The sequence below is a fragment of the Silvanigrella aquatica genome (genome assembly GCF_001907975.1).
Lineage (GTDB): Bacteria > Bdellovibrionota_B > Oligoflexia > Silvanigrellales > Silvanigrellaceae > Silvanigrella > Silvanigrella aquatica.
Genome location: NZ_CP017834.1, coordinates 411,418 through 424,814 on the forward strand (window position 1 = coordinate 411,418; position 13,397 = coordinate 424,814).

General features: G+C 31.6%; 12 protein-coding genes. 9 read left to right on the top strand and 3 right to left on the bottom strand.

The genetic code is table 11. The features are described from left to right. Positions 1–147 precede the first annotated feature (147 nt). Positions 148–1,794 (top strand): ribonuclease domain-containing protein, encoded by a 1,647-nt coding sequence (locus AXG55_RS01785; protein ID WP_148696438.1) that lies wholly within the window; start codon positions 148–150, stop codon positions 1,792–1,794. Positions 1,795–1,915: 121 nt separating this feature from the next. After that, positions 1,916–3,145 (top strand): GAF domain-containing protein, encoded by a 1,230-nt coding sequence (locus AXG55_RS01790; protein ID WP_148696439.1) that lies wholly within the window; start codon positions 1,916–1,918, stop codon positions 3,143–3,145. 4 nt (positions 3,146–3,149) lie between these two features. Here the strand turns inward: AXG55_RS01790 and AXG55_RS01795 are convergent, their stop codons facing one another. Continuing rightward, the gene (locus AXG55_RS01795) at positions 3,150–4,583 is read right to left on the bottom strand and encodes an SDR family oxidoreductase (protein ID WP_148696440.1); all 1,434 of its coding nucleotides are present in this window, start codon (positions 4,581–4,583) and stop codon (positions 3,150–3,152) included. A 106-nt stretch (positions 4,584–4,689) separates the two neighbouring features. Between AXG55_RS01795 and AXG55_RS01800 the strand changes: the two genes are divergently transcribed. Beyond that, a complete protein-coding gene (locus AXG55_RS01800; RefSeq protein WP_148696441.1) occupies positions 4,690–5,940 on the top strand; it encodes a BaiN/RdsA family NAD(P)/FAD-dependent oxidoreductase in 1,251 nt (416 codons plus the stop codon). A gap of 18 nt (positions 5,941–5,958) precedes the next feature. Here the strand turns inward: AXG55_RS01800 and AXG55_RS01805 are convergent, their stop codons facing one another. Next, complete coding sequence (locus AXG55_RS01805) at positions 5,959–6,612, bottom strand: RNA polymerase sigma factor (RefSeq protein WP_148696442.1); 654 nt, start codon at positions 6,610–6,612, stop codon at positions 5,959–5,961. A gap of 160 nt (positions 6,613–6,772) precedes the next feature. Here AXG55_RS01805 and AXG55_RS01810 point away from each other — a divergent pair, with 160 nt between their 5' ends. From AXG55_RS01810 to AXG55_RS01820, 3 genes are all read left to right on the top strand, one after another. Further along, a complete protein-coding gene (locus tag AXG55_RS01810; RefSeq protein WP_148696443.1) occupies positions 6,773–7,063 on the top strand; it encodes a hypothetical protein in 291 nt (96 codons plus the stop codon). 88 nt (positions 7,064–7,151) lie between these two features. Beyond that, entirely contained in the window at positions 7,152–8,033 is an 882-nt protein-coding gene (gene bufB / locus AXG55_RS01815) for an MNIO family bufferin maturase (RefSeq protein ID WP_148696444.1), read from the top strand. Continuing rightward, on the top strand, positions 7,990–8,754 hold the full coding sequence (locus AXG55_RS01820; RefSeq protein WP_148696445.1) for an HvfC/BufC family peptide modification chaperone: 765 nt from the start codon (positions 7,990–7,992) through the stop codon (positions 8,752–8,754). Before bufB ends, AXG55_RS01820 begins: the two co-directional genes overlap by 44 nt. 40 nt (positions 8,755–8,794) lie before the next feature. On the opposite strand, the gene AXG55_RS01825 is transcribed toward AXG55_RS01820, so the two are convergent. Beyond that, on the bottom strand, positions 8,795–10,051 hold the full coding sequence (locus tag AXG55_RS01825) for a hypothetical protein (protein WP_148696446.1): 1,257 nt from the start codon (positions 10,049–10,051) through the stop codon (positions 8,795–8,797). Between the two features lie 651 nt (positions 10,052–10,702). On the opposite strand from AXG55_RS01825, the gene AXG55_RS01830 reads away from it, so the two are divergent. From AXG55_RS01830 to AXG55_RS01840, 3 genes are all read left to right on the top strand, one after another. Beyond that, positions 10,703–11,305 carry a hypothetical protein gene (locus AXG55_RS01830; RefSeq protein ID WP_233231303.1) on the top strand — a complete coding sequence of 201 codons (603 nt, stop codon included), beginning with the start codon at positions 10,703–10,705 and terminating at the stop codon, positions 11,303–11,305. Between the two features lie 405 nt (positions 11,306–11,710). Continuing rightward, positions 11,711–12,466, top strand: coding sequence for a tyrosine-type recombinase/integrase (locus tag AXG55_RS01835; RefSeq protein ID WP_148696448.1), 756 nt, complete (start codon positions 11,711–11,713; stop codon positions 12,464–12,466). A 19-nt stretch (positions 12,467–12,485) separates the two neighbouring features. Continuing rightward, the gene (locus AXG55_RS01840) at positions 12,486–13,376 is read left to right on the top strand and encodes a hypothetical protein (protein ID WP_148696449.1); all 891 of its coding nucleotides are present in this window, start codon (positions 12,486–12,488) and stop codon (positions 13,374–13,376) included. The last annotated feature ends 21 nt before the right edge of the window (positions 13,377–13,397 follow it).

A 13,397-nucleotide genomic window follows, 5' to 3' on the forward strand; every position in this document is an offset into this window, starting at 1 on the left:
CATGTACTTTTAATTTTAAAATTTTGATGATAACTAAAAATCGCAAATGGTAATCTTTGTTTTTTAGATACTGTTTAAAATTCAATATTTAATTTTATTATACTAGTAAAAAATAATAATTGTTTAATTAACACAAGGAGGTGTTTTTTGTTTATAAAACATGTATTTAAGTCTATTGCAACGACTGCAATGATTTTTTATTTATCATTTTTGCATCAAAATGCAAAAGCTTTACTGACTACTCAATCTACAGATTTGTCAGGTTTGAATAATCCTCCTCCCAAATCGGATCCTTATTATATTGAGGGATTGGGATCCTATTTATTCTGTGTGAATAAAAATGATTCCAGCAAATGGGAATGGGCTAAGCCAAATCTCAATCCAAATCCAAAGTTTACTTGGGCTCCTCGGGATGAAAATGGTTATTGGATAAAAGGATCTCTATGGATTGCACAAATTTTAAATCATGATCTGCATACGGGATTCAAAGTCCATTTTGAAGAAGATGAAAAACCAAGTTCAAGAAATACGCGTGAAATATTTCGATTTCGTAATTTGGAAAATGACGAACATCCTCATACAGAACACCATATTCGTAAAAAAGATAGTGTACATGAAGAATTAAATAATGAAGTTTTTGCAAGTGAATCAGATGATTATTATGAAAAATTATATTCAAGAGAGCTGAAATGGTACAATACAATTTCAGACGATAATTTTAAAGATGTTCATAGAAATTTTATAATACAAGACAAAAAGCTGCATCACAATTATCATTTATCGCGACAATCTCGCGAATCCATTCATGCAAGAGAAGAATTTGAGAAATTAAGAGAGACATTTACCATAAGATGGAACTATGTTTGTCGTGAACTCATTCAAACCTGTAAAAATTCCTTTGGAGATGAATTTGAACATGTGGCAGTTGCTTCTTGGGCAGTTGCTCGAACGGATTCGGCCTTTATCAAAGCAGGCGATCAAATATGCAGCAATTGGAAATATAAAAAAGGTTTAGCCCTTGGCAAGGGATGGGGCATCCATTTAGATGAAATATTTACCGGTACGGCGTTAGATATTCTTACGGGAGGGCCAACGAAAGAGCCCACACTTGAAGTTGTTATTCCTAATCTTCCTAAGCCAAAAGTGGGGATACCCACTGTTCGTGTTCCAGAGGTTCCTGTTTCGCGCGGGGGATCTAAGCCTAGTATAAGTGGGAGCTCTGCGGGGCGTGGTACAAAACCTGTAGAAACAACGCCAGCAAAGCCAATAAACAAGATCGTTTCAAAACAAAAAGTGCTAGCTCCTGAACAAACAGGTGCCAATAATAAAGCGCCTAAAGTAACTGTGAGACCCGATTTTGATCCAAATAATAATGCAGCTGATTTTCCTTCATTAGAAAAAACAAAATCCAAGAGTGAACCTGTACAAGAAAAAGAAACTTCACAAGCTGAAGAAGAAGTTCAAAATAATAATGATGGTTTTACTGAAGTTCCGGTAAAATCAGTTGTCCCTGATAGAGCGTATCGTATCTCTGACAAAGCAGATTTAACTCAAGCTAGATATTTTGGTAATTTTGAAAAATTCTTACCGGTAGGTGATAGTCGTTTGCCAGTAAACAAAAGACCACAGTATGTTGAATTAGATATTCCGTACGATGGGCAAGGAGCTCGTGATGCAAAGCGAGTTGTCGTTGATAAAAATTCGGGCAGAAGATGGTATACAAAAGATCACTATGGTCACTTTATTGAAATGAGACGCTTAGACGTAACACCAAAAAACGTAAAACCAAAATAATTTTTATCAAATATACAAATATTTTTTGACCTCTCATTCTAAGAGAGGTTTTTTAATTTGCAAAATAGATAAATAAACATCAAAATAGAATAATATATTTAAATGTGAAAGGTTTGATAATATGAGCTTACAAGATGTTGATTTGGAACAAAAAAGATTAAGAGAATTGTATAGTTTTAAACTTTTAGATACTCCTCAAGATGCGGAATTAGATGAAATTACAAAAATGGCAAGTTCCTTATGTGAAACTCCCATTGCTCTTATTTCTTTGATAGATCAAAATAGGCAATGGTTTAAATCAAAAATTGGTTTAGAAATAAGTGAGACATCACGAGATGTTTCATTTTGTGAAAAAGCAATTTCAGATGATGAAATATTTATAGTTAAAAATGCCATACAAGATGAAAGATTTAAAAATAATCCCTTAGTTTTAAATGAACCTCACATTCGATTTTATGCAGGTTATCCACTTAAAACTGAAAAAGGATATAATCTGGGAACTCTTTGTGTGATAGATAAAAAAGAAAGAGTATTAAATGAAAACCAAATTAATATTTTAAAAATACTATCTAAAAATGTAGTTAATTATTTTGAACTCAATAAGAAAAAGAATGAAATAGATGAAGCATTCAAGTCATTGCTTAAAAATCAAAAGTTAAGTTTAATTGCAAATTTATCTTCGAGAATGACTCATGACATTAGCAATCCCCTTTCCATAATTTTAAATATCACAAAATTAATGGAAGATAAAATAGATAATGAAGAAGAAATTGATATAGAAGAGTTTAAAAATTTTTCTAGTAAGATTGAGAAAGCTAGTTTAAGAATTGCTGATAGTATTAGAACAATGCGTTTATTTTCTCAAAGATCGGAAAAAGAGTCTTATAAAATTTCATATTTTAAAGAGTTAATAAAAAATGTAATTATTTTATTTCAAAAGAAAATGCAGGAAAATAGTATTGATTTTATAATGAATGAATTTCCTGATTTTGTGATCTCTTGTAAACCTATGTCTCTTGCTCATGCTTTTTATAATATTATTTTGAATTTATACGACGAGGTTTTAAATTTAGAAGAGAAATGGATTAAAATAAATGTGGAAATGAACTCTGAATCTAAAAATATGACTATTACATGTAGTAATAGTAGTAAAGGAATTTCTGAAGAAATAATTGATAATATTATAAACAATAGTTTTTATCTAAATGAAGTTATATATTTAAATTTATTTGGTATTTATACAGCAAAAAAAATTATTGAAGAACATAGTGGCCAATTTTTGTATGATAAAAATTCAATAAATAATAAATATATTATAATCGTCCCTTGCAATCATAAAACAGGTCATTAAAATACTAATTTTTATTTTTATGTGCAATATAGTCAATCATTCCTTGAAAAATCAATCCATGAAATGGCCATACGGAATACCAATATAATCGGCCTAAAAGTCCTAAAGGGCGAAAAGTTGCTGTTTGAATAACTTCATTTTGAGAGTTGATTTTAAATTCTAACCAAGCTTCGCCTGGCAACTTCATTTCGGCGTATAAAAGCATTCGTTTACTTGCTTTATCAGCAATTAAAACACGCCAAAAATCGAGGGCTTCACCAGCGGCAATATCGGTTTGACTTTTTCTTCCCCGTCTTAAACCAACGCCACCAAATATTTGGTCAATCAGTCCTCTTATTTTCCATAATTTATTTCCATAATACCAGCCATTGTTGCCACCAATAGACCAAATTTTAATTAATGAAGTATCGGGGTCTTCACTTTTTAAAACACGAATGTCTTTATAGCATCCATTTGATGGAACTTCTAAATGTTGTGAAATTCCATGATGCAAAATATTGCTTGTTAATGCATCTTTCCAGCTTGATAAGACTTGATTTTGTTCAATTTTAGCAAAGGCAATTTGTATTGCTGTTTCATAATCAATCATGGGAATATTCAGAAGATCTCTTAATTTATTGTCCTTACAAATCACCTCTACTTTCATACTATTTACTAAATTTTTTGCTAAAACATAAGATGTAGCTGTTACAAAATAGAGCCAATATGAAGAAAGCTTTGGTGTCATCACGGGAATGACAATGATTGTGCGCCTTAATTTTCGAACTTTTGCAAAACGTAACAACATTTCTCTATATGTTAAAATATCGGGACCCCCAATATCAAAACTTTGATTGAATGTTTCGGGGCGATCAATAACTCCAAATAAAAAGTCAATCACATTATGAATTGAAATCGGCTGTGTTTTAGTATTAACCCATTTGGGAGCAATCATAATAGGTAATTTTTCAACTAAATCTCTAATAATTTCAAAAGAAGCGCTTCCAGATCCCACAATAATACCCGCTCTTAATGTTGTTAAGGCATAAGTAGAGTGAGAAAGAATATTCTCAACATTTTTTCTTGATTTTAAATGTTTAGATAAAACTTCTTCATTGACAACACCGCTTAAATAAATGACCTGTTTTATTTTTGTTGTCTGCATTTTTTCTTTGAAATTTATAGCAGAAATCTCTTCAAGTTCTTCAAAATCACCAATACTTGATGACATGGAATGTATTAAATAAAATGCGATATCAATATCCTCAGGAATGCATTCAAGAGTTTTTTTATCAAGAAAATCAACTTCTCTTACAAATAAATTAGGGGAAGAATATTTTTTTTCATCAAATCTCTTTTGATCTCTAACGCAGCAATAAACTTGGTAATTTGCTTCAAGTAAGACGGGTAATAATCTTTTTGCAATATATCCCGTACTACCTGTGAGAAGTATTTTCATTTTATGACTTTCAATAGGAGTAAACACTTTATTCTTTCATTGCAAAGACTATTTTAGCAATATAGCTTCTTGCGTTCTAGGCCTGTTGCGAGAAGGAGACAATTCTATGGACGAATGGGACTTTATTATTGTGGGAGGTGGTGCCGCTGGTTTTTTTGGGGCTATCGCTTGTGCCGAAAACTGTTCTCACGCCCGCGTGCTTATTCTTGAAGCTACGCCTCGAATTTTAACAAAAGTAAAGATTTCTGGTGGAGGGCGTTGCAATGTCACTCATCATCAATTTGATCCCAAGCAGCTCGTGCGATTTTACCCTAGGGGGCAAAAGGAATTATTAGGTCCTTTTCACAAGTTTCAACCGAAAGACACTGTAAATTGGTTTGCCGAGCACGGCGTTGAATTAAAAGTTGAAGAAGATGGCAGAATGTTTCCGATAACCAATGACTCTCAGACGGTCATAAATTGTTTGTATGATGCTGCTAAAAATTCAGGTGTGACTTTACGTAAAAATGCCATGGTACAAAATATTTCACAAACTAACAGTGAATTTGACATCACATTAAAAAATTCTGAGACTCTAAAAGCCAAATATGTCCTTCTTGCTACGGGTAGCATGCCCTTCGGAGTAAAATTAGCTGCTGATTTAGGACATAAACTAGTTTCACCTGTTCCCTCTTTGTTTACTTTCAAAATGAATCATTCCCTATTACAAGGTTTAGCGGGTATCAGTTTTACTCAAATTCGAATTAGCTTAAACTTTGCAAACAATTCATTTGAGTATTCTCAAGCAGGCCCGTGTCTTGTGACCCATTGGGGTTTAAGTGGTCCTGCAGTCTTAAAGCTATCTGCATTTGCAGCGCGCGAGCTACATGATAGTCAATATAAAGCAAATTTAAATATCAACTGGATTTATCCTTTAAAAACAGAACAAGCTATTCAGAAATTAGAGTATTGCAAATGCAAGTCTCCTAAAAAGAAAATAATAAATGAAAATCCATTTTCTTGTGTAAGACGTTTTTGGGAAGCAGTGCTGCGTGAGTGTGGAATAGATGAAAATGATCTTTTTGCTGAATTAACAAAAAAGAAATTACAGGATATTGCAAATCTCTTAACAAATTCAAATATGTTACTTATGGGTAAAGGAGAATTTAAAGATGAATTTGTTACGGCAGGTGGTGTGGCAAGAGAAGAGATTGATTTTCGCATGATGGAAAGTAAATTAACAAAGGGACTTTTTTTTGCAGGAGAAATTATTGATGTCGATGGTGTGACAGGAGGTTTTAATTTTCAAAATGCTTGGACGGGGGCTTGGTTGGCAGGAAATACTATTGCAACACGCTTGAAAGAATTAGAAAATTAAAAGCACTTTAATAAATTTTTATTTACAATTTAATTCTTTTTTTCTTGGAAGGCAGCAGTTCTTTTTTGGAAATTTTTTCCAGTCTCTTTTTAATTTTTTTCCAATTATCTCACGTAATTTATTTTTGGCACGACAAATAAGAACTCCTAGATTTGTATAACTGACATTTAAAATTTTACAAATTTCAGAATTCTTTTTTTCTTCAATTTCTTTTAATGAGAAAGCCATTTTAAGATTTTTAGGGAGAGAATTGACACATTTTTCAATAAATTCTTTATTTTCAGCTCTTAGCAAAAAGGTTTCTGGATCTATGGGAGGTTTTGTCCATTTACCATTGTCATCAAATTGTTCATTAATAATTTCATCAATAGCGGTACCTTGATATTTTTTTTGTTCTCTTCTGAGTTCGCATGCTTTATTATAAAAAATTCCAAAAATAAATGTACGGATATGTGATTTTCCCTTAAATTCAGGCAGCACTTCATAAAGTGTCGTCCAAACTATTTGCGTTAGCTCCTTAGAATCATTTTGATTAAATCCTAAACCTAAAGCGGCTCTATAAATTTGTTCTGTGTACTCATTGACTAATGAGTTAAAAGCTTGGTGCTCTTTTTTTCTGAGCTTTTCTATAAATTCAATTGAATTGAAATTATATATTAATTTGTTTTGCATAATAAAAAATTCTCAATTTTTACTTGAATTTCAAGTGTTAAAAATAATTAAAAAAATTTTTTTCAAAAAAAGTAAAAAAAATTGTAAAAAAAATAATTTTATTATCACTCATATTAATAGCGGCTCATGATGAGTCGCTACTAATTAGAAAGGTTTATATATGAGCAATCCACAAATTTCAAAAGTTTTTACAGGAGTTATTGTCTCTGCATTATTATCTGGTGGAGCTGCTTTTGCTCATAATTCCACATCAAAATCAAATACTTCTGAAGAAATTAACACTGAAACAAATACATCTCACAATCCAACTGACAGAACAAATAATTCTTCTGAGAATAAAGCAGAAGCAATAATGCAAGACAAGCATAGTTGCCGTGTTGCAAATGAATGTGGGCAAAAAATGGCAGAAGAAAAACCAGTTGTAATTGATAATTCAAGAGAAAAAAAATAAAATTAAATTTTTTTAATAAAAATGAAATTAATTATAAGTATTTTTTGATTAATTTCATAAAATAATATAACAACAAAGGTTTTTAATTATGTTGAGTGGTTTTAGAGATCTTGGTGTGGGTGTTGGGCTAAGGCCTAAACATTACAACGCGTTTTTGACTCAAAAAACTCAATGTGTTTCATGGGTTGAAGTAATTTCAGAAAATTACATGAATTGGAATCTCCCTTCTAAAGGGTATCGTCCTTTAAATATTTTAGAAAAAGTCAGAAGTCGTTATGATGTTATTCTTCATGGTGTTTCTTTAAATATAGGATCAACAGATCGCGTAAATATGAATTATTTAAAATCTTTAAAAGATCTTATTGATAAAATTGAACCTGCTTGGGTTTCGGATCACTTATGCTGGACAGGGGTTCAAGGTGAAAATTATCATGATCTTTTGCCGTTGCCCTATACAGAAGAAGTTCTTAATCTTGTTGTTAGTAAATTGCATCAAGTGCAAGATTTTTTAGGTCAACGAATTTTAATAGAAAATCCGTCTACATATTTACAGTTTAAAAACTCTGAGATGAGTGAAATTGAATTTTTAAATTTACTTACCCAAAATGCAGATTGTGGATTATTACTTGATATTAATAATGTTTATGTAAATTCAAGAAATCATAGTTTTAATCCTCTTGAATATCTGAAAGCTCTTCCAAAGGATTATGTATGTCAAATACATTTAGCGGGTCACTCAAATAGGGGCACGCATTTAATAGACACACATGATGCTCCTATTTGTGATGAAGTTTGGGAACTCTATCGTTGGTCTGTTTCTCACTTTAAAAATGTGAGCACCATGGTAGAGCGCGATGACAATATTCCAGAATGGGAAGAACTCCAGTCGGAAATATTGAAGATAGCTCAAATAAGGAAACAAGAAAATGAACAAGTTCTCAATATTAACTCTTCAAAAGAGGTTTGCTGATTTTTTAAAACGTGGTTCATTAAATTCTAATCACGAGATAGAAAACTCTATTGTCAATCAGTCCTCTATATCTGTAGAAGAAAGACTCTTAATTTATAAAAATGCTTATAAAATAAGAATGCATGAAACTTTGAAACAGGATTATCCTAAAGTCTATCAAGTACTCAATCAAGAAATGTTTTATGAGTTGGTTGAAGAATATTTAATGAGAAGTCCTTCGCAGAATTGGAATTTAAATGACTTTAGTTCAAATCTTCCAAATTTTATAGCTCAATCTAAATGGAGTATAGAATATAAATTCCTTTCAGATTTAGCAGAGTTTGAATGGCTGAAAGTATTGTCATTTTACTCAGATGAAATAACTCCTTTTAATTTTTCTGAAATTTCAAAAATACCTGTTGAAAATCATAATAAAATTGTATTATATTTAGCTCCCTCAGTCGTATTATATAGAGCGAGATGGGCTGTTCATTGTGTGGGAAATAAAAAATTTATTCCTAAAAGAAGTCATTTTTATATTATATATAAAAATAAAGGAGAGGTTCATTCTGAAAATATTCCACAAGTAATGTGGAGAATCTTAATGAAAATATCCGAAGGATTGTGTATTGAAAAAATTATTGATTCAGACAATACTTTAGATGAGCAAAAAATATCAAAAAATTTTCATAAATGGGTTTCTAAAGGCATAATATCGCATTACTCATATACAGAAGAATAATGTGATATTAAAAATTTTTCTAATTCATTATATTTTATATTCAAAGTAAATTAGAAAATATTCCACCTAATATTTCATTCGGTTGAGTTATAAGAGGAATATTTCTCTCACCATAAAGTGTGTTTGTGTTATAATTAGTATATTTTAAAAATAATCCTAAATATTTTCCTTCTAATTCGGTTAAAATGCTTCCCCCCAAATCGGTATTGCTATTTCCATATCCAATTATCATTTGAGGTTTAATAATAAAATTTGTAAAAAATCCAGAACCAATATCCCAATTATAGCGAAAATCCGGAGTGAATTGATTGTAATTATCACCTAAATATATTGCTTCATAAGAAAAACCAAAATTCAAATTTTTAGTCGCTCTAAAATGAATAACGGACTCCATAGAGAGGCCTTTAGAATTAATATATTGATAAAAATCAGGTAGAGATATTCCAAAAAATTCTAAAGTTTTTACATTTTGATCGCCATTCCATAAGTATTTTAAATCTCCAAATATCATGGAATAAAAGGAACCGCTTGCGACCAAACTAAATAAATATCCATCACTCATATTTGTTCTTGTTATATTTTTTCCCATATTGGAATATTTACTTTCAATTTTTTGAGGATCACCTCCTGTAACTTCTGTTGGATTTAAATTTACATAATCATATGGGGAAAGTCTATCTTTAAGATAAAAGAAGAAATCAGGAACAGATCCCCCGCGATCATATATTCTTTCTGCGATTAGTTTACTTAAGAGAATTTCATTATTCATTCCACCTGCTGTGGAAATAAGAGAATATGTATTTAATGCGGTGGGATTTGGGTTGGGTAAAAATCCTTGCGTCGATGCCCCCTGATTAGGATAGTTAGCTCTTTTAATAACCATTTCAAAAAATGAATTTGCGGGATCTGAATGATTATCGTCAACATAATAAGTAATATTATTAATTCCATAGCTTCTATAGCGCGTCGCATGTCCAAATTCATGAAAAGGGACATCAATATAAGTTGTATTAAAATAATAATATTGAAATATTCCAGTGGTTAATAATGATAAAAATCTCCCAATTCCATATGTGTCTAAAGATAATTTACGAAAAATCCAGTCATATGTTTCATAAACTGACATGGGAAAATATGCCATTCCTTCATTTGAATTGGAGGAACTTTCAAAATACCCATTTGTTAGTGTAAATCGATTGGGTGATTCTTTTGTTGCTACATTCTCTTTTGCAAAAGAGGTATTAGCAATATTTAATATGAATAAATATAATATAATTTTAAAATAATAATTTTTCATTTATTACCCAGTTATTGTTTGAAAATTAAATTGAATATCGGATTTTTGATTTTGGAAAATAGAGGAAAATTTTTCCTGGGTGTTATTCCAGCTTCTTACGCAGATCGCCCAATCTTACTATTGACATTCCATTTTGGTAATTCACTAATCGACAAATGAAAATATAGAATATTATCTTTCCAAATCACCTTTTAAAATAAATTTGAAGGTAAAATTTTTGCTTAATTTTTTTAATATTTAAAAATAATATTTAATTTATATTACTTTTTTATTTTATATTATTATTCGAAATATTCTCAAGTTATTAAATTTATTTTATATTTCATTGACAAGTTAAATTCTAAAATATATTTTTCTTATTAAGGCCTGTTGAAAGTTTCATTTTCATTGAAATAGAATTTTTTTCTTAAAAGGCATGATGCCTTAAATTAAAATCATTTATTATAAAATACAAATATATATTTTTTAGAAAATGTATATTATAATCTATTTAATTTTATTCTAATAGGAGGTCATTTTCACTACATAAAGGGATTTGATAGAAATTTATTTTACCATTTAAAACAATTTCGTGCTCTTGCTTGCCCGTATCGTAGAAATTATCAACAGGCTCCAAATTTTAATATGATAATGAATGAAAGGGTAATAAAAATGAAATTACATTTACATGCTAAAATATTATTCACTCTATTTTTTACATCTACTTTTGCATATGCTGAAAACTCTAGGCAGCTTGATCTGAGTCAGGGGATAATTCCATCTGTTCCTGGATATTATCCTGAAACAGATGGATTTTGGGGTGACTGGGGCTTTTATGATAAGTGCCCTTTAGGACAATTCGTAGATGGCTATACTTTATTATCAGAAGAAGAACAAATTAATGGCGATAATACTACATTAAATGGAATTGTTCTTCATTGTTCAGGTGGCGCAAGAGCGACAAGCTCAATGTCAAAATGGGGATCATGGGTTAAACCCGCTTATTGCAATGGTCCTGTAAAAGGATTTGCAATTCAAATTAAACCTCAAAAAGGTAATGAGGACGATACGGCAGCCAATGATTTGATGTTAGTTTGCAATAATAATTCGATTGCGCATGCTGAAACAAGAACACACTGGGGTCATTGGAGTCACATTTATTATTGTCCAACAGGGCAAGTCATTCTGGGACTTATTACAAGAGTTGAAAAGCAGCAATATAATGGTGACGACACAGCCCTAAATGGCGTACGGATGATCTGTGGTCAGCTATGATATTAATATTTTTATCATTGTAGCTTATAGCCATTTAATTAATTCATTTCCTTTTATCACTAGTTAGGTTGGATAAGTTCCCTTATCCTGCTAATCCCTAAAAATTCTGTTACTGTAATCGGGAACGCTAAATTGCGCCTTTTTTCATTTCATGCCTGACCTGCAAGGAAAAGTTTGGACCTGCATAAAAACCCAAGGATACCAAGGGTATCGCGGGAGAGGGTCAAAAATTGGCAGGATAATTTTTTAAGAGGAAAGGAAGCCTATGGAACTAAAAAATTTGTTGGACTTATTCACAAATAGCCTCAAGCTGAAAGGGGCATCTCCCCATACGATAAAGGCTTACAAGTTAGACCTTGCGATTACTTAAGACACTTAAAAGAAATTGAGATATCAGGGCAGAATGTGGAAACGACCCTATATAGTTTGCTTGTCGATGCCACAAGCATTGAATTGAAAAGCTATAAGGAATACTTGGGCCAATCTTCCCCTGCCACTATCCAAAGGAAATTCATAACACTTCGAAGGTTTTTATCTTGGGCCTTAAAAGAAGGCTTCCGGAAAAATCCAATCCCAGACTCCCCAAACCGCCCCACTTCCCAACCTCTTGCGCCTCGCTGGATAATGAAAAATGATCTCAAAGCCCTTTTTAGGCTTGTAGAGAAAAATGGCGTGAAACGGGATGAGGCTATTATCACCTTACTTTTCCACACGGGCCTTCGGGTTTCAGAGCTTGTGAACCTCAAGTGGGAGGATATTGAACTTGGAAGATATGAAGGGCTTTTAAAAGTATGCAAAGGCAAAGGCCAAAAAATGCGGCTTGTCCCCTTAAATGCGGTGGCAAGGAAAGTGCTCCAAGAACTTTGGACTTTAAAAAATCCTACGGACGAATATTTATTTCATGGCAAACGTGGAAGGCTTACAGAAAATGGAGTCTTAAAACTTTTCTATACCTTAAGCAGTTCATTGAATATGGATGCTAAAAAGAGAATCACCCCGCACCGCTTGCGCCATACGTTTTGCAAAACTCTCCTAGATAAAAAAGAATCAATTGAAAAAGTGTCGACTCTGGCAGGGCACTCATCACTCACCACAACCCAAAAATATGTTACCCCCTCTCTTCAAGATCTAGGAAATTCTGTAAAAACTCTTGAGGATTAAGATAAAAAAGGAGAGAGAAATGTCCCAAGTAGAATCCCATGATGTCTTCATAGATTCATCTGCCCTTTTTGAAGTATTCAGAAAAAATTTAAGTTCTCAACTTATCAATTGGATTAAAAAAGAGAAAAAAAGGCTTATATTTTCTGAATTAATCGCAGCTGAACTGATGGCAAATGAAAGCGAAGAGAAAGTTCTTGAAGACTTTAAAAAACTTAGACAAATATGGAAAGATTTAGGAATCAAATATTCTGCATGGATGATGATGCCAGAAGAATTTTTTAAAACCGAAATAAAAAACATTATTAAATCAACTCCTTTAGAATCAGTGAAGATCACAAGTAAATTTAAGTCATTACTTTCCAATCCAGAATTATTAAAAATACAATATCGAAATTCAGATGAAGGGATAAAAAAAAGTGCTACTTTATGGAAAGAAAAAACCTATCAAAGCGTAGATTTAAATGCACAAGCTCGGTTCTTAGAATCTATTAAAAATGGGAATTCAAATCTTTCCACGAAAGATATTAGCTTGATCATAAAAAACTATGATGGTCCAAAAGTAGAATGCCATTTTTTAGATTTATTATTAGAGCAATTAAAATGCAATTCAATTACCTCCGCACAAATAATCCAATCACCCGCTAGATTTCGCTTTCTTTATACGTGGAGTTGTCTTGCTGAATTGACGGCACTTGGCAATCTATTGCCAAATAGCGATGGGAGTCCAAATGCGCAAATGCTCCGAGTAGATAAAGGAAATTGGTACGATAATACAATTGCCGCTTCAGCAACTTTTTGCGAGATATTTTTAACAAATGATGAAAATTTGATTCAGAAATGCAATTATCTACAATCAAAGAACCTTATTCATTTCACAGCAAAAAGAATAAGTGACATATTGAAAATTTAGCTTTAACATTTTATTTAAAGA